Genomic DNA, 24,247 nt, shown 5'->3' on the forward strand with positions numbered 1-24,247 from the left:
TCAATCATTTTTGAATTCAAACCAATAAAAATCAACATTATGAAAAAACTTCTCTTTATTGCTCTCTTAATAACAAGCTATATATCAAAATCTCAGGAACTAAACTTGGAATTATTTAAAAATATGAAACCAAGAAACATTGGGCCTGGGGGTATGAGCGGAAGAATCACAGCCATTGATGTTGTCTTGAAAAACCCAGATATAATTTATGTTGGTACCGCATCTGGAGGGGTATGGAAGTCTACCTCAAAAGGTATTGACTGGAATCCTATTTTTGAAAAAGAAGTGACTGCTTCTATTGGAGCTTTAGCAATTCAACAATCGAATCCAAGCATTATTTGGGTTGGAACTGGAGAAGGAAACCCAAGAAATAGTTTGAACGGAGGGTTTGGTATATTCAAATCATTAGATGCAGGAAAAACTTGGAAGTCCATGGGGCTTGAAAAAACAAGACATATTCACAGAATTATAATTGACCCTAATGACCCCGATATCATTTACGTAGCTGCAATAGGCTCTCCTTGGGGAGTACATTCTGAAAGAGGTGTTTACAAAACGACAAATGGAGGTAGAACGTGGAAACAAATCTTATTTGAAAACAATAAAACTGGGGCAGCTGACCTAGTAATGGATCCCTCAAACCCAAACAAACTAATCGCTGCAATGTGGGAGCATAAACGAGACCCTTGGTTTTTTAAATCAGGAGGTAAAGGAAGTGGATTATATATAACACACGATGGAGGAGATTCATGGAAAAAAATAACTTCCGAAGAAGGAATTCCTGAAGGAGCTCTAGGAAGAATCGGCATAGCTATATCCCCTTCAAATCCAAATGTTATTTACGCTTTAATAGAATCAAAAAAAAATGCACTATTCAAAAGTACAGATGGTGGATTTAAATGGAAAAAAATAAATGATAAAAAAGGCATTGGAAATCGTCCTTTTTATTATTCAGACATTTATGTAGATCCACAAAATGAAAACAGACTATATACAATATTTACATATGTAAATGTATCAGAGGATGGAGGAAAAAACTTTGAACAATTAATGCCTGCGTATGGAGTTTCAAATGGAATACATCCTGATCATCACGCCTGGTGGATTCATCCAAAAGATGGTTCTTTTATGATTGACGGTAATGATGGAGGCCTTAATATAACTCACGATTATGGTAAATCATGGAGATTCATAGGTAATTTACCTGTAGCTCAATTTTATCATATAAATTTTGATAATGATTTCCCTTACAATATCTATGGTGGCATGCAAGATAACGGTTCATGGAGAGGACCTGCCTACGTATGGAAATATCAAGGAATTAGGAATTCTTACTGGCAAGAAATAGCTTTTGGAGATGGTTTTGATGTTGTGCCTGACAAAGATAATTCACGTTATGGTTGGGCCATGAGTCAGCAAGGTTTTGTTTCAAGGTATGATTATATTACTGGTAATAATTTCACTGTTCGCCCTACTCATCCAGATCCAAATACCAAGCTTCGCTTTAACTGGAATGCTGCCATTAATATTGATCCTTTTAACAATTCCACTATCTATTTTGGAAGTCAATTTGTTCACAAATCTATTGATAAAGGCTTGACTTGGGAAATTATTTCTCCTGATCTAACAACTAATGATAAAAACAAATTAAAACAATCGGAAAGTGGAGGATTAACTATGGATGCTACTGGTGCAGAAAATCATTGTACAATTTTAGTGATTGAACCCTCTCCTCTAGAAAAAGATATGTTATGGGTAGCAACAGATGATGGTCAAATAAGTTATACAAAAGATGGAGGAACTAACTGGACTAACATCTCGGACAATATTAAAGAACTTCCGAAAAACAGCTGGATTACACAAATAAAAGCTTCTAATAAAAATAGCGGTGAAGCTTTACTAGTAGCAAATGATTATAGGCGTTTTAATTACAAACCTTATGTGTTTAGAACAAAAAATTACGGTAAAACATGGGAGCGCATAGTTGAACAAGGAGATGTAGAAAGCTACGCTCTTTGTATTATTGAAGACCCAATCACAGCTAACCTTTTATTCTTAGGTACTGATGATGGACTTTATGTTTCCATAAACGCAGGAAAAAAATGGACAAAATGGACAAATGATTTCCCTACAGTTCCTGTAAAAGATTTAGCTATTCAACCACGTGAAAATGACTTGATAATAGGAACTTTCGGAAGAGCAGCATGGATTCTAGACGATATAACCCCCCTTAGAGAAATAGCTAAAAACAAAGAGCTCTTAAAAAGTAATATAACTTTGTTTAAACCTCAAACAGCTTATAACTCTTTTTTTCAACAGCCAACAGGAAGTCGTTTTGGTGGTGATGCTGAATTTAATGGAGAAAATAAACAATACGGAGCTATTATTTCTTACTTTTTAAATGTTCCTAAAGAAGATGTTTCTAAAAAGATTAAAGGCAAAAATCTAGAGAAAAAGGAAATCAAAGTTAAATTCGATAGCATAAAATTTGAGATTTATGCTGAGAATCATCTTATCAGGACTCTCAAAAATAAAACTCCAAAAGAAAATGGTGTTCATAAAATTAATTGGTTTCTAGACGAAAAAGGAGTTGAAAGTCCTTCAAGAGAAATAAAAAATTCTAAAATAGAACCTTCTGGTGTTACAGTAAAGCCAGGTACCTATAAGATTAAGATGTTTTATGGTGATAACATATCTATTCAAGATATAGATGTCAAATACGATCCACGATTATCTTTTTCAAAACAAGCAATAGAAGATAAATATACTTCTTTAAAAAAAATAGAAAAGTATAAAAAGAAGATCTCTGAAATTGTAAATCAATTAAACGAAAGTAGAAAAATAACAGTTGATTACGAAAATAAGTTAGCTAAGGAAAAAGATAAAAAGTATGAGAATCTTATTAGTGATTCAAAATCCATATTAAAAAAAATAGATACTCTTCTTATTTTTTATATTGGAAAAGTTGATAAAAGACAAGGGATAACAAGGAATCAAAATATTTCTATTTATCAAAGGTTAAATATGGCTAATAGGTATATTGAAAGTAGACCGGGAAATCAAACGAAAACTGAAAGCCAATTAATTGATCAACTTGAAGATAGCCTTGACAAAGCAATACAAAAAACAAATAATTTTTTCTCTAAAGAATGGAATAAATACAAGTTAAAAATAGAAAAGATAACAATTTCTCCATTTAAAAAAACTAAATCTTTCTCATTAAATTAACTTATATTAATACTTGTTATTACTAGCCTATAACAAACGACGTTCAAATTATTGATCATCTTATAGAAGTCAATAATTAGATTAATGATAAAAGGTTAATATAAATTGAGTACAATGAAAAATTTAATGTTTTTGTGTCTTTTATTTAGTTCATACAATTTACTAAGTCAAAAGAATCCTGAAAATTCCTTAGGTGTGTGGTATATGTACGGTGGTAATTTTCAACTCTCGCAAAATTGGAAGTTAAAATCGCTAGCCCACTTTAGAATGTTTGACTTTACTAATGATTTACAACAGTATCTTTTTCGTGTTGGAGCTAACTTAATACTTAATAAAGAAATAAGTTTTACTGGTGGTTACGCTTATCTGAATACTGACCATACTTTTCAAGAAAATGGTGGTAATATAGATGAACACAGGATATATGAGGACTTTAACATCAACCATAAAATCTCAAAATTAAAATTAGCTCATCGGTTACGTATAGAACATCGATTTTTCACAGGTGACATATTACATTGGATTCGATACCAAATAGGACTTAGTTATCCTTTGACAAAAAATATTAATGCTTTTATATTTGACGAAATATTTTTTCATTTCCCAAATGAAACTTATGCCCAAAATTGGGTTGGTGGGGGATTGACTTACAAACTATCAAATTCTATAAATTTAAAAGCTGGTTATATGCATATATCAGATAAAACAATAAAACTAAATAGAATTCAAATAGGAGTAATTTTCAATACCCAAATAACTAAATAATTTATATAAATTAGCCTAAATTTTTTATTGATGAGTATTTCTGAAATTAATAATGATATTCCCTTCTTTGCAAACGACACCATGATATTTGGCATATTATGCATTATTTTAGCCACAATTTTCTATACATCAAACCTTAATGGTTTTACTAAATTTTATAGAATTGTTCCAGCATTACTTTTATGTTATTTTATTCCATCTATTTTTAGTTCTTTAAATATTATAGCAGACAAATGGATTGATGTAAGTGAGACTATTGCTCATTTAAAGAAAACATACAACAATATGAATGGAATTTATGATTTAAAAGGATTAAAGAATTTTATTTTATCAAATAATATACCTTTTGAACAGTATAGTTCATTTATTGGTAGTAGTAAAATTTATTATATATCGTCACGATTTTTACTTCCCGCTTCTTTAGTATTACTTACACTTAGCATAGACTTAAGAGGTGTTTTTAAACTAGGACCGAAAGCTTTAATTATGTTTTTAACTGCCACGATTGGTGTAATTATAGGTGGTCCCATAGCAATATTATTATTAAGTAGTATTGCTCCTGATATTTTAACTAATGTTGAAGGGACTGAATTATGGAAAGGTCTTTCAACAGTGGCTGGTAGCTGGATCGGCGGCGGCGCTAATCAACTAGCCATGAAAGAGCAATGGGAAGTCGGAGACAGTTTATTTAGTATTATGGCTGTAGTTGATGTATTAGTAGCTGAAGTATGGATGGCTTTCTTGCTTCTGGGAGTTGCTAATTCAGATGCTATTGATAAATGGTTTAAAGCTGATAATTCTTCTATCACTAATCTTAAAAATAAAATGGAAAAGTTCACTACTGAATCTTCAAAAATACCAACGTTCAATGATCTGATCATTTTACTAGGAATTGCATTTGGGGTAACCTCTGTAGGACATTTTATAGGAGATAATTTTGGTGGGTGGATTAAAAATAATCTATCTTTTTTAGTAGACTTCGGTCTAGGGAGCTCTTTTTTCTGGCTAATTATTATGTCCACTACCATAGGCGTTCTTCTTTCTTTTACTAAAATAAGAAAATACGAAGGTGCTGGTGCTAGTAAAATAGGTTCTGTTTTTATTTATATTTTAGTAGCCTCTATAGGTATGAAAATGAATTTGAATGCCATTGTCGAAAATATTAGTTTATTTGCTATAGGCTTTGTCTGGATGATTATTCATGTTGTTTTACTATTTGTGGTTGCTAAGATTATTAAAGCTCCATACTTCTTTTTAGCAGTTGGTTCAAAAGCAAATATCGGTGGAGCAGCGTCAGCTCCAGTTGTTGCTGGTGCTTTTCACCCTTCACTAGCGCCGGTTGGTGTCCTTCTTGCAGTACTAGGATATGCTCTGGGGACCTACGGAGCTTTTGCCTGTGCTTTGATGATGAAATGGGTAAGTTAATTCTTCTAAACATTACTCATTTTTATCTAAATAAATAAAACAACTTACTTCGATGCTACAATTGATTTATCATAAAATCCGTAAATTTTATGCATATTTGTAGCCAAACTATTTAATAAAAAGTCAACTCAAAATACAAAAAACTACCAACAAAACATGAAAAAATTAATTTTAACGTTTGTAACATCATTATTAATTATTAGTTGCTCTTCTAAAGAAAAAGGAAATATGATTGTTAAGGGACAAATTAAAGGATTAAAAAAAGGAACGCTATACTTACAAAAAATGAAAGACACCCTACTTGTAACTGTAGATTCTATCTCTCTTTTAGGTAAGGATACCTTTACTTTAACTGATAATATCGATAATCCTGAAATGTACTACTTGACATTTGATGGAAATACAAACGATAAGCGACTTTTGTTTTTCGGTGAAAAAGGAGAAATTTCGATAATAGACAAGGTAAATGAATTTGGTTTTAGACCTATTATAAAAGGATCTAAAAATCAAATCATAATGGACAAGTTTAGAAAAATTGATCAAAAATTTAATGATAAAAAATTACAATTAATTAAAAAAGAATTTGAAGCTAAGAAAAATAATGATGAACTATTACTTAATGAAGTAGATAAAGAAAGAAAAAAAATAATCCGAAGAAGATTTTTATTTGCTACAAATTTTGCAATTGCAAATTCTAACAGTGAAGCCGCTCCTTATATTGCACTTACTGAATTATATGATGCAAATATTAAGTTACTAGATACTATAAACAATAGTTTATCAAATAGAGTAAAATCTTCTGACTATGGAAAAAAATTACAGAATTTTATTGATAAAGTAAAGAGTAATGAAAAATAAATGGATTTTCCAAATAACATAAACTTTCGTTATTCCCAATAATTAATATAAAAACAGCCCATCAGGTTGTTTTTTAGTTACTCATTTAATTATATGCTTTTAATTCTTTCAATACAAAAGATAAACATGAGTAAGAAAAAGAAATAATAAAAAAGTTATAGCCTTATAATTTTCATGGTTTTAAATACAGGTTAATTACTTCATGAAACTTCTTTTTTATATAAGCATAAAAAAGCCTATACAATTTAAATTATTGTAATAAAGTTCCCCTCATTTTTAGATATGTATTGAATTAAAAAAAGGTTTTATTACATTTACAAAATCAAGGAGTTGGATATCTGGTACATAGATCTATTCTTCTGTAAGAGTTGTAATTACTAGTTAAAATATTAAATCTATTAAATTAAATAGAAATGGAACATAAAAAATGGGTATGTGAAGCAATAAATAAAATAAAAGCGGACTATAATAGATCAGCAGACACGCATCTGATTAAATTAGATTTACCTTACTTTAAAGACGTACATATCTATTTAAAAGATGAATCAACACATCCTAGTGGAAGCTTAAAGCACCGCTTAGCAAGATCATTATTTTTATATGGATTATGTAATGGTAAAATTAACTCTAATACAACGATCGTTGAAGCATCATCGGGAAGTACGGCAATATCAGAAGCCTACTTTGCAAAATTACTAGGACTACCATTTATTGCAGTGTTACCAGAATCTACTTCTGAAGAAAAAATAAAACTTATAGAGTTTAATGGTGGAAAATGCATCAAAGTACCTTCAACTAATATATATACTGAAGCTGAATCTTTGACTCGTAAAATTAACGGGCATTATATGGACCAATTTACCTATGCAGAACGAGCTACTGATTGGAGAGGTAATAACAACATAGCGGAAAGTATATTCGAACAAATGAGTAAAGAAGAATATAAAATTCCATCTTGGATTGTTGTTGGGGCTGGTACTGGTGGAACTTCAGCAACAATTGGTCGTTATATAAAATATAATCCTACATACAATTTAAATACAAAATTAGCAGTAACTGACCCTGAAAACTCGGTTTTCTTTGAATACTACCAAACTCGAAATAAACATTTAACCTCTAAAATAGGATCAAGAATTGAGGGTATTGGTAGACCAAGAGTTGAGCCCTCTTTTCAACCCGATGTTATTGATAAAATGATCAAAGTAAAAGATGCTGAATCAATTGCTACATTAAGGTGGTTATCGTTAATTTTAGGTCGTAAATGTGGCGGTTCTACAGGTACAAATGTATATGCTACACTTAATTTAGCGGAAGAATTAGTCGCAAATAAACAAAAAGGAAGCATTGTTACCATGATATGTGACAATGGTGATCGCTACCTTAATACTTATTATAATGATAATTGGTTAAAAGATCAAAATATAGTTATAGAACCATATGTTAAAAAATTGAAAAAATATACCTAAGTATATTTTTATAAATCAAAAAACACTTTTTAAAAAGTTTTGAACTTATCTTATGGATTAAAACTACTTAGAAGTTTAATTACACTTTTGCATAGTTACCAAAACGATAATAACCTTAGTAGATTCGTGCGTTTACTCAAAATAGGCTAAAGTCCTCTTGCTAATTTATGGAGTCCTTTTCTATTAATGACAAATATTTTTCTACCTCTTAGCTCAATTAACCTTTTCTTTTTAAAATCAGATAATAATCGAATCGCTGATTCGGTAGCTGTTCCCACAATACTAGCTATATCCTCACGTGAGAGGTTTATTTCTATATCTTCTCCCTCTTCATCTTTTGTAAATTGGTCTTCTAAGAATAATAATATAGACGCAAGACGTTGCTTTACAGTTTTCTGAGCCATATCAACAATGATATCATCTGATTTTTTTAATGATAATGCCATTTTCTTTAAAACTGACATTGAAAAATTAGTGTTTTTTTCTAGATCTCTTATAATTTCCTCTTTAGGTATAAAACAAACTTCCATGTTACTGACAGCAATAGCTTTAAGATTGGAGACCTCGTTACTTATTAAACTTCTTTCACCAATCAGATCACCTTGTTTGGCAAAATTTAATATCTGATCTCTTCCATTATCGCCCATTTTTGAAACCTTACATACTCCTTTTTGAATGCAGTATATTCCATTTATATGGACTCCTTGATCAAATAGTATTCCTCCTTTCTTTAAAAACTTTGTTTTTTTACAATTTGATATTCTGAATAGCTCTTCTTTTGACAATGATTTTAAAGAATTTAGTTTACTAGCGATACATTGTTCGCATTTACGACTCATACTTTAATTTTTGGAGATGCATAAAAATATAAAAGTTGATAAATATCATATTTTGTTATGGTATTTTTTTATAGCTTTAGTTGAGCGTTACTGATAAAACAGACAATAAAGACTAAAATAATTATTAACTAAAGTAGTATTAACACTATCACAGTAATACTTATGTGAAAGGTTTAGCTTTAAAAGCTAAATTTCAATTTAGAATATTTATTTTATATTCATATGGGTTTTTATGCAATAAAAAGTGTGGATAATCTTGAATATTTAATTTGGAAAAAACTATAATTTCTATGCCTAAGATTAATTTATATAATAAATAAATCCCGTTTTAACACGGTATAAAAAGGATAAGTATTGGTATTTAGAATCTATATAAGTCAAATAGATTTTTTTTATAGCAAAAAGAATTTTTGTTTTTAATTAAATATTTGATACTTAATTCCAATAGACATCTTAAAAAGATAAAAAAATTTTAAGATTTTTTTATCTTTTTCACTACTCTAATTTAGTAGGGAAAGATTCATAATATTTGTTTTATAAACACTACAATGATATTTCCCCTTTGTATTATCGGCTCCTTCGGGAGCTTTTTTTATTCAGGGAACTTTATAGATTGATATTTTTAATTGAACTATGAAACTATACTTATTAACTAATATATTTAATTTCATACTACTTTTATCGCTAATTTAGAGGGCTTTTAAAACTTTTTAATTTAAAAGTTCGTTTTAATAGGTAGTATAGAGAAGAAATATTTAAAATATTTCTTCTCTTCTTTATTTCGTTAATAATAAATTAAGCTTCTCCTGTAGTCCCACCAAAATTCATTGGGATGGGTGGTTGTTCATAATCTTTTATTTCCCCGTGTACTTGCTCAAATTTTCTGACATTATCAGCAAGAGCTTTCGCCAACCTTTTTGCATGCTGGGGTGTCAAAATTATTCTAGACTTTACTTTTGCTTTAGGAACTCCTGGCATTATATTAACAAAATCTACTATAAACTCAGCAGTTGAATGATTAATAATAGCTAAATTACTGTATGTACCTTCAGCTACATCTTGATCTAACTCTATATTTAATTGAGGCTCCTTATTATTATTATTATTACTATCTTCCATAAGTTATTTATTATTACAAAATAAAGACCTCTACTACAAAGTAGAGGTCTTTTTATTATTTCCTTGTTTATTAAAAAAACAAAAATTATAAACTTCTCTCTATTTCATCTTTAGGTCCAACTACTAGAGAGTCATAGGTTCTCATACCTGTTCCTGCAGGAATTCTTTTTCCTACAATTACATTTTCCTTTAATCCCTCTAAACTATCTACTTTACCACTTACAGCAGCCTCATTTAATACTTTAGTTGTTTCCTGGAACGATGCAGCAGATATAAAAGATCTGGTTTGTAAAGATGCTCTTGTAATACCTTGCAATACCTGTTCTGCTGTAGCTGGCTCAGCATCTCTAGCAACAACTAGATCCTTGTCTGCGCGTCTTAAAGCTGAATTCTCATCCCTAAGTTGACGAGCTGTTATCATCTGTCCTGATCTTAGTTTTTGAGAATCTCCTGCATCCTCAACCACTTTTTTACCGTAAATATCATCATTTTGTTGGACAAAATCATTCTTATGAATTAACTGATTCTCTAAAAATAAAGTATCTCCTGAATCTATAATTCTGACTTTACGCATCATTTGTCTAACAACAACTTCGAAGTGTTTATCATTAATTTTTACTCCTTGTAAACGATATACATCTTGTATCTCATTTACCAAATACTCTTGAACTGCAGAAGGCCCTTTGATATTTAAAATATCTACAGGAGTAATAGCTCCATCGGATAAAGGCATACCTGCTTTTATAAAATCATTCTCTTGAACTAATATTTGATTTGATAATTTTATTAGATATTTTCTTATATCACCTGTTTTAGATTCAATTGAAATCTCACGATTACCTCTTTTAATCTTACCAAAAGAAACTACTCCGTCTATCTCAGCTACAACAGCTGGGTTAGAAGGGTTTCGTGCTTCAAATAGCTCGGTTACACGAGGAAGACCTCCAGTAATATCACCTGCTTTACCTGCCTTTCTTGGTATCTTTACTAAAGTTTTACCTTCTTCAACCTTATCCCCATTATTAACCATTAAATGTGCACCAACAGGTAAACTGTATGATCTTAACGCATTACCATCAGCATCTTCTATAATCAATGAAGGGATAATCTTTTTATTTTTAGAATCTGTAATTACTTTTTCTTGCTTACCTGTTTGTTCATCAATTTCGACTGTATAGTTAATTCCTTGTTCTAAGTTATCAAACTTTACTCTACCACCAAATTCTGAAACGATAACACCATTAAATGGATCCCACTCACAAATTTCATCACCCTTTTTTATTTCTGTACGATCTTTATCAAAAATAATAGAACCATATGGAATGTTAATAGTACTCAACGTTACTCCCGTCTTTTTGTCAATGATTTTAATTTCTGTTGTACGGGATATTACGATATCTACTGTATTTCCAGCATTATCTTTGCTTGTAACAGTTCTTAAATCATCAATTGTTACATTACCATCAAAATTAGCTATTAGTTTATTGTCAGAGGATGTATTACTAGCAACACCTCCTACGTGGAAAGTACGTAATGTTAACTGAGTACCTGGCTCTCCAATTGATTGCGCTGCAATAACACCTACAGCTTCACCAATTTGAACTTTTTTGCCTGTCGATAAACTTTGCCCGTAACATTTTGCACAAATACCTCTTTGAGATTCACATGTTAAAGGTGAACGAACTTCTACTTTATCTATACCAGCGCCTTCGATAACATCAGCAATCTTAGGAGTTATTAATTCTCCAGAAGCAATGATCAGTTCATCAGAATTAGGGTAATATACATCGTATAATGTAGTACGCCCTGAAACTCTATCGCTAATTGATTCAACAATTTCATCATTCTTCTTAAGTGGCGTAATTTCTAACCCTCTCAATGTGCCACAATTATCCTCATTTACAATAACATCCTGAGATACGTCTACTAAACGACGAGTCAAGTATCCAGCATCTGCGGTTTTTAATGCGGTATCTGCTAAACCTTTACGAGCACCGTGGGTTGAAATAAAATATTCTAAAATTGAAAGCCCTTCCTTAAAATTCGATAAAATCGGATTTTCAATAATTTCTCCACCACCTGCTGTCGATTTCTTTGGTTTCGCCATTAGACCACGCATACCAGTTAACTGACGAATCTGTTCTTTCGATCCACGGGCTCCAGAATCAAGCATCATAAACACCGAATTAAATCCTTGCTGATCTTCACGTAAACGTTTCATAGATAGCTCGGTTAATTGATTATTAGTTCTACCCCAAATATCAATTACCTGATTATAACGCTCTTTTTGGGTTAACATACCCATATTATAGTTCATTATGATCCCATCAACCTCTTCGTTGGCTTTTGCAATCATATTATATTTTTCTTCAGGAATAATAATATCACCTAACGAGAACGATAATCCTCCTTGGAAGGCGAATTTATATCCCATATTCTTGATATTATCTAAGAACTTACCTACCGCTGGAATGTCTGTAACTTTCAAAATTCCACCGATAATGTCACGTAACGATTTTTTAGTAAGTACTGCATTAATATATCCTGCTTGCTTAGGTACAACTTCATTAAATAATACCCTACCTACAGTGGTTTTTATTAACTTAGTTACTAATTCTTTATTTTCATTTAAATCCTTAGTTCTTACAGTAATACCAGCATTTAAGTCTACTCTTTCTTCATTATATGCGATTGTTACCTCTTCTGGAGAATAGAAAGTTAACCCTTCCCCTTTTATCGGCACTTCCTTAGTCGACTTGCGCTCTTTAGTCATATAATAAAGACCTAATACCATATCCTGAGATGGTACCGTTATTGGTGCACCATTTGCTGGATTTAAGATATTGTGAGAAGCTAACATTAATAATTGAGCCTCTAAGATTGCCTCAGGCCCTAATGGTAAGTGAACCGCCATCTGATCACCATCGAAATCGGCGTTAAAAGCCGTACATACTAATGGATGTAAACGAATCGCTTTTCCTTCTATCAACTTTGGCTGGAATGCTTGAATACCTAAACGGTGTAAGGTAGGGGCACGGTTTAATAAAACTGGATGTCCTTTAATTACATTCTCTAAGATATCCCAAACAACAGGATCTTTTCTATCTATAATTTTTTTAGCAGATTTTACTGTTTTAACAATACCTCTTTCTATCAACTTTCTAATTACAAAAGGCTTATATAATTCAGCCGCCATATCTTTTGGCAATCCACATTCATATAATTTTAATTCAGGTCCAACAACAATTACTGAACGAGCAGAATAATCAACACGTTTACCTAATAAATTTTGACGGAAACGACCTTGCTTACCTTTTAAACTATCAGATAAAGATTTTAATGCTCTGTTAGATTCAGTTTTTACTGCTGAAGCTTTACGTGTGTTATCAAATAAGGAATCTACAGATTCTTGTAACATACGTTTTTCGTTACGTAGAATTACCTCTGGAGCTTTTATCTCCATCAAACGCTTTAAACGGTTATTACGAATAATAACACGACGATATAAATCATTCAGATCAGAGGTAGCAAAACGACCTCCATCTAGTGGTACTAACGGACGTAATTCTGGTGGAATAACTGGAACAACCTTCATGATCATCCATTCCGGTTTATTCTCACGATTCTTTTGAGAATCTCTAAACGCCTCTACAACATTTAAACGCTTTAAAGCCTCGTTCTTTCGTTGCTTAGAGGTTTCGTTATTAGCTTTGTGACGTAATTGGAAAGAAAGCTCATCTAAATCGATTCTTTCTAATAAATCGATTAAACACTCCGCTCCCATTTTTGCAATAAACTTGTTAGGATCACTATCTTCTAGATATTGATTATCCTGAGGAAGTTCATCGAATATATCTAAATACTCTTCTTCAGTTAAAAAATCCATTTTTTGTAGTGGTTCTCCTTCTGAATTTTTTGCTATACCAGGTTGTATTACAACATACCTTTCATAGTAAATAATCATATCTAACTTCTTAGAAGGTAACCCTAATAAGTACCCCATTTTGTTAGGTAATGATCTAAAATACCATATATGTGCTACAGGAACCACTAAATTAATATGACCTACTCTATCTCTTCTAACCTTTTTCTCAGTTACTTCAACACCACAACGGTCACAAACAATTCCTTTATATCTGATTCTTTTATACTTACCACACGCACACTCATAATCTTTTACAGGACCAAAAATACGTTCACAAAACAATCCATCTCTTTCTGGTTTGTGGGTACGGTAATTAATTGTTTCGGGCTTTAAAACCTCTCCTTTTGAAGCCTCTAAAATAGACTCGGGAGAAGCTAACCCTATTGAAATTTTGTTAAACTTCTTAACAGTGTATTTTTCGTTTTTTCTTGCCATAATAATGGATTCGAATTAAAAATAAGTGTCTTTACAAGACTGATTTTGAAAAAATGATTTGCCCTAAAGAAAACCTTTAAGGCAATTCACTGTGATTATTCTTCTAATTTAACGTCTAAACCTAAACCTTTAAGTTCATGTAATAATACGTTAAACGATTCAGGTAAACCAGGTTCAGGCATTGCCTCTCCTTTAACTATACTTTCATATGTTTTCGCTCTTCCTAATACATCATCCGATTTAACTGTTAAGATCTCTCTCAGAATACTTGAAGCTCCATATGCTTCAAGTGCCCAAACTTCCATCTCTCCAAAACGTTGACCACCAAACTGAGCTTTACCACCTAATGGTTGCTGCGTGATTAAAGAATATGGACCAATCGAACGTGCATGCATCTTATCTTCAATCATGTGCCCTAGCTTAATCATATAAATTACTCCAACGGTAGCTGGCTGATCAAAACGTTTTCCTGTTCCTCCATCATATAAGTATGTATGTCCAAAGCGAGGAATACTTGCTTCATCAGTATAACCATTTATTTCATCTAAGGACGCCCCATCAAAAATTGGAGTTGCGAACTTTTGATTTAATTTAAGTCCTGCCCATCCAAGAACAGTTTCATAAATCTGACCAATATTCATACGAGACGGTACTCCTAAAGGATTAAGTACGATATCAACAGGTGTCCCGTCTTCTAAGAAAGGCATATCCTCTTGTCTAACTATACGAGCCACAATACCTTTGTTTCCATGACGTCCTGCCATTTTATCTCCAACTTTTAATTTACGTTTCTTAGCAACATAAATTTTAGCTAGCTTTAGGATACCTGCTGGCAATTCATCTCCTACAGAAATAGTAAATTTCTTACGGCGTAAAACACCTTGCAGGTCATTTAACTTGATCTTATAGTTATGAACCAATTCAACAACTAATCTATTTATTTCTTTATCAGTTGTCCAAGTACCACTTAAATGCGTAAAATCTTCAACCGAATTCAACATTTTTTGAGTAAACTTCTTACCCTTTGGTAATACCTCTTCACCTAAGTCATTAAATACTCCTTGTGAAGTTTTTCCATTAATTAATTCGAATAATTTATTTACTAATCTCTCTTTTAAGCTATCAAATTTAGAAACAAAGGAAGCTTCTAAAGTAGCGATTGCTTCTTTATCCCTAGCTCTTTTATTTTTATCTTTTACAGCTCTCTTAAATAATTTTTTATCTATTACAACTCCTCTTAGTGACGGAGAGGCTTTAAGTGATGCATCTTTTACATCACCTGCTTTATCACCAAAAATAGCTCTCAATAACTTTTCTTCTGGTGTTGGATCCGACTCTCCTTTTGGTGTAATCTTACCGATCAATATATCACCAGGATTAACCTCAGCTCCAATTCTAATCATACCATTCTCATCGAGATCTTTTGTTGCCTCTTCTGATACGTTAGGTATGTCATTTGTTAATTCTTCTGCTCCTAATTTTGTGTCTCTAACATCTAATGAATATTCATCTATATGTATAGAGGTAAAAATATCTTCTCTTACAACTCTTTCAGAAATTACAATAGCATCCTCAAAGTTGTATCCTTTCCAAGGCATGAAAGCAACTTTCATGTTTCTTCCTAATGCTAGTTCACCCTGTTGTGTTGCGTACCCTTCACAAAGTACTTGTCCTTCATCAACTCTATCCCCTCTTTTTACAATTGGCTTTAGGTTTATACATGTACCTTGATTTGTTTTTCTAAATTTTATAAGATCATAGGATTTCTCATCTGGATCAAAGCTTACCATTCGTTCCTCATCAGTTCTGTCGTACTTAATTATTACCTTATTAGCATCAACATACTCAACTTCTCCTGCCCCTTCAGCATTGATTAAAATACGAGAATCTTTAGCAACTCTTCTTTCTAATCCAGTCCCTACAATAGGGGATTCTGGACGCAATAATGGAACCGCCTGACGCATCATATTTGATCCCATTAAAGCACGGTTCGCATCATCGTGCTCTAAAAAAGGAATTAGTGAAGCGGAAATAGAAGCGATTTGGTTTGGAGCGACGTCCATATAATTAATAGCCTCTGGTGTTTCTACAGGGAAATCGCCTTCTTCTCTGGCAATAACTCTATCAGTACCAAATGTACCATCTTCATTGATAGGTAAGTTCGATTGGGCAATTTTCATTCCTTCTTCCTCTTCTGCAGAAAGATATCTTGGATCCTCAGGAGAAACAACTCCATTTTCAACCTTTTTATAAGGAGTTTCAATGAACCCAAGATTATTCACCTTTGCAAATACTGCTAAAGATGAAATAAGACCAATATTGGGTCCTTCGGGTGTTTCAATCGGACATAAACGTCCATAATGAGTATAATGCACATCACGAACCTCAAAACCTGCTCTCTCGCGTGATAAACCTCCCGGTCCTAAAGCTGATAAACGTCTTTTGTGTGTTATTTCTGCTAATGGATTTGTCTGATCCATAAACTGAGACAACTGATTGGTTCCAAAAAATGAATTAATTACAGAAGATAATGTTTTTGCATTAATTAAATCAATCGGAGTAAAAACCTCATTATCACGAACATTCATTCGTTCACGAATAGTACGAGCCATACGGGCTAAACCTACTCCAAATTGGCCAGCTAACTGTTCACCAACTGTTCTAACACGACGATTAGATAAGTGATCGATATCATCAACTTCAGCCTTTGAATTTATTAATTCGATTAAATACTTAATAATCGTGATAATATCGTTCTTTGTTAATACCTTTTGATCTAAATCTTCATTCAGATTAAGTTTTGTATTCATTCTAAAACGCCCTACCTCACCTAAACTATAACGTTGTTCCGAAAAGAATAATTTTTCAATAATACCTCTTGCAGTTTCTTCGTCAGGTGGTTCAGCGTTACGTAGTTGTCTATAAATATGCTCTACTGCTTCCTTTTCAGAATTCGTAGGATCTTTTTGTAATGTATTATGTATAATGGCGTAATCAGCCTGCTGATTATCTTCTTTATGAAGTAGTATTGTTTTAGTGCCTGATTCAATAATCTCTTCTATGTGCTCTTTGTCTAATATAGTGTCTCTATCAAAAACAATCTCATTACGCTCTATAGAAACAACTTCACCTGTATCTTCATCAACAAAATCCTCATGCCAAGTTTTTAAAACTCTGGCAGCTAACTTCCTTCCAAGTACTTTTTTTAATCCAGCCCTTGTTACTTTTACTTCTTCAGCTAAATCAAAAATTTCTAATATATCCTTATCTCTTTCGAAACCAATAGCTCTAAATAATGTTGTTACTGGTAGTTTCTTCTTTCTATCAATATACGCATACATTACCTGATTGATATCTGTTGCGAATTCAATCCATGATCCTTTGAAAGGAATAACTCTTGCGGAATAAAGCTTTGTTCCATTAGCGTGGAAAGATTGACCGAAGAATACACCAGGAGAACGATGTAACTGGGACACTACAACACGCTCAGCCCCATTAATTATGAATGTTCCAGAGTTGGTCATATAGGGTATAGTCCCTAAATAAACGTCTTGCACGATTGTCTCAAAATCTTCATGCTCAGGATCTGTACAATAAAGTTTTAAGCGTGCTTTTAAAGGTACACTATAAGTCAACCCTCTTTCAATACATTCTTCAATACTATACCTTGGTGGATCTACAAAATAATCTAAAAATTCTAAAACAAATTGATTACGGGTATCCGTAATCGGGAAGTTATCCAAGAAAGTTTTATACAAACCTTCATTCCCACGCTCTTCCGCTTTTGTTTGCAATTGGAAAAAATCCTGGAAAGACTTCACTTGTATATCCAAAAAATCAGGGTAATCAGTTCCCAGCTGCGATGATGCGAAATTAATTCTTTCAGTGGTGTTTATCGTTGCCAAAAGAGATACTATTTTTTAATTAAAAATATTTTTTTTGAAACTTTTGAGTTTCAACAAGCAAACTTGTTGCTATAATTCACTGTAAATTAAAATTTTACAGAAAAGTTATCACACCTAAAAATAAATGTGATGAAATAAAGAACGAATATATACACAAAATGGTTTAGGTCTAGAAAGTTAAATCCCTAGTACCTAAACCTTTATTGTTTTTCCCGGTTATATAATCACGGGAAGAAGTAATTACTTAAGCTCTACTTCAGCTCCTGCTTCTTCTAAAGACTTTTTAAGACCTTCAGCTTCATCTTTAGAAACTCCTTCTTTAATAGCTTTTGGAGCCTCATCTACGATTGCTTTAGCATCTTTTAATCCTAATCCAGTTAATTCTTTAACTAACTTAACAACTGCTAATTTAGATCCTCCTGGAGCTTTTAAGATAACGTCAAATTCAGTTTTTTCTTCAGCTGCTTCACCTCCTCCAGCTGCTGGACCTGCAACAGCAACAGCTGCTGCTGCTGGCTCAATACCATATTCATCTTTTAAAATATCAGCTAATTCATTAACCTCTTTTACTGTTAAATTAACTAATTGCTCTGCGAAATCTTTTAAATCTGCCATTTTAATTGTTTTTTGAAATTTTTATTATTTAGTTTATTAGTGCGCTTAATTATTTTTCTGATAATGTTTTCAATATACCAGTTAACTTACTTCCACCTGATTGAAGTGCTGAAACAACATTCTTAGCAGGCGATTGTAATAATCCGATAATATCTCCAATAAGTTCTTCTCTAGATTTGATGTTAACAAGTGCATCTAATTGGTCATCTCCAACATAAACTGCCTCCTCAACATAAGCACCTTTCAACAAAGGTTTCTCTGACTTTTTTCTAAACTCTTTAATAACTTTCGCAGGAGCATTTGAAGCCTCTGCTATTAGCATTGAAGTATTACCCTTTAAAGTTTCTGGTAATTCACCAAAATCTTTCTCTGAAGCATCCATTGCTTTTGCTAACAATGTATTCTTCACGACAGCTAATTTTACATTAGCTTTGAAACAAGCTCTACGTAAGTTAGATGTAGATATTGCGTCCAAACCAGATATATCTGCTAAATAGACGGTATTTGTATCTGCTAACTGTGCCGTTAAATCTTGAATTACTTTTGATTTTTCCTCTCTAGTCATGATTAAAAGGTTTTAACAGCCTTAAGATACTGATTTTACATCTACAGCGACACTAGGACTCATAGTTGAAGACATAAAAATACTTTTTATATAAGTACCTTTTGCTGCTGTTGGCTTTAATTTAATAAGTGTTTGAACTAATTCATTTGCATTCTCAGCAATCTTTTGTGCATCAAAAGAAGCCTTTCCAATTGCTGCATGAACGATACCAGTTTTATCAACCTTGAAATCGATTTTACCAGCTTTAACCTCTTGAACTGCTTTTGCAACATCCATAGTTACTGTACCTGTTTTAGGATTGGGCATTAAACCTCTAGGTCCTAAAATACGTCCTAATGGTCCTAATTTACCCATTACACTAGGCATTGTAATAATTACGTCAACATCAGTCCATCCACCTTTTATCTTTTGTAAATATTCATCCAACCCAACATAATCAGCACCAGCTGCTTGAGCCTCTGCTTCTTTGTCAGGAGTCACTAATGCTAAAACTTTAACATCTTTACCTGTACCATGAGGTAACGTTACCACACCTCTTACCATTTGATTAGCTTTTCGTGGATCAACACCTAAACGAATTGCTAAATCAACAGAAGCATCGAATTTTACTTTGGTAATATCTTTTATTAAAGCTGATGCTTCGTTTAAATCATAAACTTTAGAGCTATCAATTTTAGCACGAGCTTCTTTTTGTTTTTTAGTCAATCTTGCCATTTCTAAATCTCTTTTAGTTTATGCAGGAGCATCACCTGTTACTGTTAATCCCATAGATCGAGCTGTACCTGCAATCATTTTCATTGCAGACTCAACTTTAAATGCATTTAAATCAGCCATTTTATCCTCTGCTATTACTTTAATTTGATCCCAAGTAACACTTGCTACTTTCTTTCTATTAGGTTCACCCGAACCTTTCTTAATTTTGGCCGCTTCTAATAATTGTACTGCAGCTGGTGGGGTTTTTACAACAAATTCGAACGATTTGTCTTTATAAACCGTTATCACAACAGGTAATACTTTACCTTGTTTATCTTGAGTACGAGCATTAAACTGCTTACAGAACTCCATGATATTAACACCGGCAGCACCTAAAGCGGGTCCAACTGGTGGCGATGGATTCGCAGCACCTCCCCTAACTTGTAGTTTTACTAATTTACTTACTTCTTTTGCCATTGTTTAAGATTTAAAGACATGTTTTAAATGGAAGCCTAAAACACATCAATATATAGGTGTAACAATTATATTTTTTCAACTTGCATATAGTTAAGTTCTAATGGTGTTTTTCTACCAAAGATTTTCACCATTACTTCTAACTTACGCTTTTCTTCATTTACATTTTCAACGGTCCCATCAAATCCATTAAACGGTCCGTCAATTACTTTGACAGTCTCTCCCACAGAATAAGGAATCGCCACATTTTCATCTTTAACAGATAGTTCATCTACCTTCCCTAACATTCTATTGACTTCTGCCTTTCTCATAGGTACAGGATCTCCTCCCTTAGTCTCCCCTAAAAAACCAATAACACCTGTTACTGCTTTTATAACGTGTGGTACCTCACCAGCTAAATTAGCTTCAACCATTACATAACCAGGAAAATAAACTCGTTCTCTGTTTATTTTCTTTCCATTTCGAACTTGTATAACTTTTTCAGTTGGTACTATAACTTGGTTAACAAAGTCTGAAAGTCCATGACGAGCTATATCAGTCTCTATATAAGTTTTAACCTTATTTTCTTGACCTCCTATAGCCCTAACAACATACCATTTCATCATTGATTCTGCCATCATTAAAACATTTGAAAGAAATTGTCTAATCCTAAATGAAAGACTTTATCAATGCCTGCAACAACTAATGCAAAAACAATTGTAAAAGCAGCTACAATAGCAGTAGACTTCTGAGCCTCTTCTCTTGTAACCCATGTCATATTTGTATTTAATTCTTCGAAAGAATCTTTGATGTATTGTATAAAGTTAGTCATATCTTATTATCCTTTTAACGAGTTACAGTAAAAACCATAACTCGTTTGAGAGTTGCACGGGTTGAGAGACTCGAACTCCCGACACCTGGTTTTGGAGACCAGTGCTCTACCAACTGAGCTAAACCCGTATTTTATAAGGAGCCTTCGTTAAAAGATAGACTCCTTAAATTTATTTATATAGTAAAACTATATTATTAGTCTAATAATTCAGTTACCTGACCAGCACCTACTGTTCTACCTCCTTCACGGATAGCAAACTGTAAACCTACATTTAAAGCAATAGGTTGAATCAAATCAACAGTAATTGTTAAGTTATCACCAGGCATAACCATTTCTACACCATCAGGAAGAGCAATATTCCCTGTTACATCAGTTGTACGTACATAAAACTGTGGACGATAGTTATTATGGAAAGGAGTGTGACGACCACCTTCTTCTTTCTTAAGGATATATACCTCAGCTTTAAACTTAGCGTGTGGAGTTACAGAACCTGGCTTACAGATTACCATTCCTCTCTTGATATCTTTTTTATCAATACCTCTTAACAAGATACCAGCATTATCACCAGCTTCTCCTCTATCTAGTATTTGACGGAACATCTCAATACCTGTTACAGTAGAAGATAATTTTTCTTCACCCATACCAATGATATCAACCGCGTCTCCTGTGTTTATAATTCCAGTTTCGATACGTCCTGTTGCCACAGTACCACGACCAGTGATAGAGAATACATCTTCAATTGGCATTAAGAAATCTTTTTCAGTATCTCTAGGTGGCTCTTCAATCCATGTATCAACTTTCTCCATCAACTCAAGAACAGTATTAACCCATTTCTCCTCACCGTTTAAAGCTCCTAATGCAGAACCTGAAACTACTGGACCATTATCTCCATCATACTCGTAAAAAGACAACAAATCTCTAACTTCCATTTCAACCAATTCTAACAGCTCCTCATCATCAACCATATCAACCTTGTTTAAGAAAACAACGATGCGTGGAATACCAACCTGACGTCCTAATAGTATGTGCTCACGAGTTTGAGGCATAGGACCGTCAGTAGCAGCAACTACTAAAATAGCTCCATCCATTTGAGCCGCACCCGTTACCATGTTCTTTACGTAATCCGCGTGACCTGGACAGTCAACGTGTGCATAATGACGATTTTGAGTTGCATATTCTACGTGAGAAGAGTTTATTGTAATACCTCTCTCTTTCTCTTCAGGAGCATTATCTATTTGATCAAAAGCTCTTGCTTCAGAATATCCTGCGTCAGCTAAAACTTTAGTGATTGCAGCAGTTAAAGTTGTCTTACCGTGATCTACGTGACCGATAGTACCGACGTTTAAATGCGGTTTCGAACGATCATAAGTTCCTTTTGCCATGATTATTAATTTTAATTCTTAGTTAAATATATTTAGTGTTACTTTAAAACCTCTGTTTTTACAACTCTAAAAGAGCCAATGACGGGATTTGAACCCGTGACCTCATCCCTACCAAGGATGCGCTCTACCAACTGAGCTACACCGGCCTAAAAGACTTTGAGCGGGAGACCGGGTTCGAACCGGCGACATTCAGCTTGGAAGGCTGACGCTCTACCAACTGAGCTACTCCCGCTTTAAAAAATTGTGGGGAGAGCAGGATTCGAACCTGCGAAGTCGTAAGACAACGGAGTTACAGTCCGTCCCATTTGGCCGCTCTGGAATCTCCCCATTCACATTTTTATTTTAAAGATCTTTTAGAGCCGATAGAGGGACTCGAACCCACGACCTGCTGATTACAAATCAGCTGCTCTAGCCAGCTGAGCTATATCGGCTTGTTACTGTATAAAAACAGTCCGCTATTTCTAACGGACTGCAAATGTAAAAGTATTTTTCAATTTTTGAAAACTTTTTTTAATTATTTTTTACAAAGCAAGGCTTGCTCTTGATTTTTCTTTAGCTTTCTGAAGTTGTCTTTTTAACGACTCTACTCCAATACTAACACCTTCTTCGAAAGTTTTACATTGTTTTTTCACCATTAATTCATTACCTGGAATATTTATTTTTAATTCCGTAATCTTATTTTCCTTTTCACTTGTTTTTTGAACTTTTAAATATACCTCGACATCAACAATCTTATCATGAAACTTCTCTAACCCTTCTACTTTTTTTTCAATATAATCTAACAACTTCTTATCAGCTGTAAAGTTAACCGATTGCGTGAATACCTTCATAATTTTCCAATTTTTAATCAAACTCTCTAGGGTGAGTTTTATTATACACTTGTTTTAATTCTTCTAAGCTACTATTTGTGTAGACTTGAGTTGAGGCTAAACTTGAATGCCCTAGCAATTCCTTAACCGAAAACAAAGACGCTCCTCTATTTATTAAGTGAGTAGCGAATGCATGTCTGAGGACATGGGGACTTTTTTTAACCTTCGTGGAAACTCTTCTAAAGTACGAATTAATTATCCTATAAACAAGTGTTTCATACATTTTAACACCCTTTTTTGTAAGCAATAGATAGTCTTTATCTTTTATTTCTTTAAGCATTTTCCGCTCCAATTGGTATACCTTTATTGTTTCAATAACGAAAGGTAGTAAAACAACGAATCGTTCTTTATTCCCCTTGCCTATTATTTTCAATACACCTTCTTCGAAATACAAGTCTTTTGTTTTTATATTGATGAGCTCTGCCCGTCTAATCCCAGTTGAATACAACAACTCTAAAATTAATCTATCTCTAACCCCTTCAAAACCAACTTTTGTTTTTATTATATCAATTACCTCATTTATTTCTTTTTCGTTGAAAGGTATACTTATTTTCTTTTGCTCCTTTAAAGACCTGTGCTTCATCATAGGGCTTTTAGTTACCTCTCCTATCTTTACTAAATAATTAAAGAACGTTTTTAAAGAGCTTAGTTTTCTATTTATACTTCTATTTGTCAATTTACCACTAGTCAATTGTACAATCCAACTCCTTATTTGGCTATAACTCACATCTTCATAACATTGATTAAATTCTTCTTTACAAAAACAAATGAAATCCATAATATCTTTTCTATAAGCCAAAATCGTATGAGGAGAATATTTTTTTTCATATTCTAAATACTCTAAAAATTTTTTCACCATTATTTGATCCATAC

18 protein-coding genes and 5 tRNA genes are annotated in these 24,247 nt (G+C 32.9%); 5 read left to right on the forward strand and 18 right to left on the reverse strand.

The annotated features are described in order from the left end of the window. Positions 1 to 39 precede the first annotated feature (39 nt). The 5 genes from ACSIGE_RS06270 to ACSIGE_RS06290 all read left to right on the forward strand — a co-directional run bounded on the left by ACSIGE_RS06270 (position 40) and on the right by ACSIGE_RS06290 (position 7,742). A complete protein-coding gene (locus ACSIGE_RS06270) occupies positions 40 to 3,228 on the forward strand; it encodes a WD40/YVTN/BNR-like repeat-containing protein (RefSeq protein WP_440881917.1) in 3,189 nt (1,062 codons plus the stop codon). Positions 3,229 to 3,342: 114 nt separating this feature from the next. Next, positions 3,343 to 3,993 carry a DUF2490 domain-containing protein gene (locus tag ACSIGE_RS06275; RefSeq protein WP_440881918.1) on the forward strand — a complete coding sequence of 217 codons (651 nt, stop codon included), beginning with the start codon at positions 3,343 to 3,345 and terminating at the stop codon, positions 3,991 to 3,993. Between the two features lie 30 nt (positions 3,994 to 4,023). Then, the gene (locus ACSIGE_RS06280) at positions 4,024 to 5,418 is read left to right on the forward strand and encodes a DUF819 family protein (RefSeq protein ID WP_440881919.1); all 1,395 of its coding nucleotides are present in this window, start codon (positions 4,024 to 4,026) and stop codon (positions 5,416 to 5,418) included. Positions 5,419 to 5,574: 156 nt separating this feature from the next. After that, positions 5,575 to 6,276: a DUF4369 domain-containing protein gene (locus tag ACSIGE_RS06285; protein WP_440881920.1), complete on the forward strand. Its 702-nt coding sequence runs from the start codon at positions 5,575 to 5,577 to the stop codon at positions 6,274 to 6,276. Positions 6,277 to 6,689: 413 nt separating this feature from the next. Next, the gene (locus ACSIGE_RS06290; protein ID WP_440881921.1) at positions 6,690 to 7,742 is read left to right on the forward strand and encodes a PLP-dependent cysteine synthase family protein; all 1,053 of its coding nucleotides are present in this window, start codon (positions 6,690 to 6,692) and stop codon (positions 7,740 to 7,742) included. A gap of 146 nt (positions 7,743 to 7,888) precedes the next feature. Here ACSIGE_RS06290 and ACSIGE_RS06295 read toward each other — a convergent pair whose 3' ends face one another. From ACSIGE_RS06295 to ACSIGE_RS06380, 18 genes are all read right to left on the reverse strand, one after another. Next, the gene (locus ACSIGE_RS06295; RefSeq protein WP_440881922.1) at positions 7,889 to 8,581 is read right to left on the reverse strand and encodes a Crp/Fnr family transcriptional regulator; all 693 of its coding nucleotides are present in this window, start codon (positions 8,579 to 8,581) and stop codon (positions 7,889 to 7,891) included. 795 nt (positions 8,582 to 9,376) lie between these two features. Further along, a complete protein-coding gene (locus ACSIGE_RS06300; RefSeq protein WP_440881923.1) occupies positions 9,377 to 9,700 on the reverse strand; it encodes a DUF3467 domain-containing protein in 324 nt (107 codons plus the stop codon). An 85-nt stretch (positions 9,701 to 9,785) separates the two neighbouring features. Further along, the gene (gene rpoC, locus ACSIGE_RS06305) at positions 9,786 to 14,060 is read right to left on the reverse strand and encodes a DNA-directed RNA polymerase subunit beta' (protein ID WP_440881924.1); all 4,275 of its coding nucleotides are present in this window, start codon (positions 14,058 to 14,060) and stop codon (positions 9,786 to 9,788) included. A 95-nt stretch (positions 14,061 to 14,155) separates the two neighbouring features. Continuing rightward, positions 14,156 to 17,965: a DNA-directed RNA polymerase subunit beta gene (rpoB, locus tag ACSIGE_RS06310; RefSeq protein ID WP_440881925.1), complete on the reverse strand. Its 3,810-nt coding sequence runs from the start codon at positions 17,963 to 17,965 to the stop codon at positions 14,156 to 14,158. Between the two features lie 240 nt (positions 17,966 to 18,205). Continuing rightward, a complete protein-coding gene (rplL, locus tag ACSIGE_RS06315; RefSeq protein WP_408032775.1) occupies positions 18,206 to 18,580 on the reverse strand; it encodes a 50S ribosomal protein L7/L12 in 375 nt (124 codons plus the stop codon). A gap of 49 nt (positions 18,581 to 18,629) precedes the next feature. Next, on the reverse strand, positions 18,630 to 19,145 hold the full coding sequence (rplJ, locus tag ACSIGE_RS06320) for a 50S ribosomal protein L10 (protein ID WP_440881926.1): 516 nt from the start codon (positions 19,143 to 19,145) through the stop codon (positions 18,630 to 18,632). Positions 19,146 to 19,166: 21 nt separating this feature from the next. Further along, on the reverse strand, positions 19,167 to 19,859 hold the full coding sequence (rplA, locus tag ACSIGE_RS06325; RefSeq protein ID WP_440881927.1) for a 50S ribosomal protein L1: 693 nt from the start codon (positions 19,857 to 19,859) through the stop codon (positions 19,167 to 19,169). An 18-nt stretch (positions 19,860 to 19,877) separates the two neighbouring features. Next, the gene (gene rplK, locus ACSIGE_RS06330; RefSeq protein WP_440881928.1) at positions 19,878 to 20,315 is read right to left on the reverse strand and encodes a 50S ribosomal protein L11; all 438 of its coding nucleotides are present in this window, start codon (positions 20,313 to 20,315) and stop codon (positions 19,878 to 19,880) included. 65 nt (positions 20,316 to 20,380) lie between these two features. Then, a complete protein-coding gene (gene nusG / locus ACSIGE_RS06335; RefSeq protein WP_440881929.1) occupies positions 20,381 to 20,929 on the reverse strand; it encodes a transcription termination/antitermination protein NusG in 549 nt (182 codons plus the stop codon). Between the two features lie 2 nt (positions 20,930 to 20,931). Further along, positions 20,932 to 21,123: a preprotein translocase subunit SecE gene (secE, locus tag ACSIGE_RS06340; RefSeq protein ID WP_440881930.1), complete on the reverse strand. Its 192-nt coding sequence runs from the start codon at positions 21,121 to 21,123 to the stop codon at positions 20,932 to 20,934. 55 nt (positions 21,124 to 21,178) lie between these two features. Further along, positions 21,179 to 21,251 (reverse strand) — tRNA-Trp (locus ACSIGE_RS06345). 66 nt (positions 21,252 to 21,317) lie between these two features. After that, the gene (gene tuf, locus ACSIGE_RS06350; RefSeq protein ID WP_440881931.1) at positions 21,318 to 22,505 is read right to left on the reverse strand and encodes an elongation factor Tu; all 1,188 of its coding nucleotides are present in this window, start codon (positions 22,503 to 22,505) and stop codon (positions 21,318 to 21,320) included. Between the two features lie 73 nt (positions 22,506 to 22,578). Continuing rightward, positions 22,579 to 22,651 (reverse strand) — tRNA-Thr (locus tag ACSIGE_RS06355). 13 nt (positions 22,652 to 22,664) lie between these two features. Next, positions 22,665 to 22,737: transfer RNA gene (locus tag ACSIGE_RS06360), tRNA-Gly, on the reverse strand. A gap of 12 nt (positions 22,738 to 22,749) precedes the next feature. Then, positions 22,750 to 22,832: transfer RNA gene (locus ACSIGE_RS06365), tRNA-Tyr, on the reverse strand. Between the two features lie 30 nt (positions 22,833 to 22,862). Beyond that, positions 22,863 to 22,936, reverse strand: a tRNA-Thr gene (locus ACSIGE_RS06370). Between the two features lie 90 nt (positions 22,937 to 23,026). Then, entirely contained in the window at positions 23,027 to 23,335 is a 309-nt protein-coding gene (gene hpf / locus ACSIGE_RS06375) for a ribosome hibernation-promoting factor, HPF/YfiA family (RefSeq protein WP_440881932.1), read from the reverse strand. Between the two features lie 13 nt (positions 23,336 to 23,348). Further along, positions 23,349 to 24,233 (reverse strand): tyrosine-type recombinase/integrase, encoded by an 885-nt coding sequence (locus tag ACSIGE_RS06380; protein WP_440881933.1) that lies wholly within the window; start codon positions 24,231 to 24,233, stop codon positions 23,349 to 23,351. Between the last annotated feature and the right edge of the window lie 14 nt (positions 24,234 to 24,247).

The sequence above is a fragment of the Tenacibaculum profundi genome, assembly GCF_052050075.1.
In the GTDB taxonomy this organism is placed as follows: Bacteria; Bacteroidota; Bacteroidia; order Flavobacteriales; family Flavobacteriaceae; genus Polaribacter.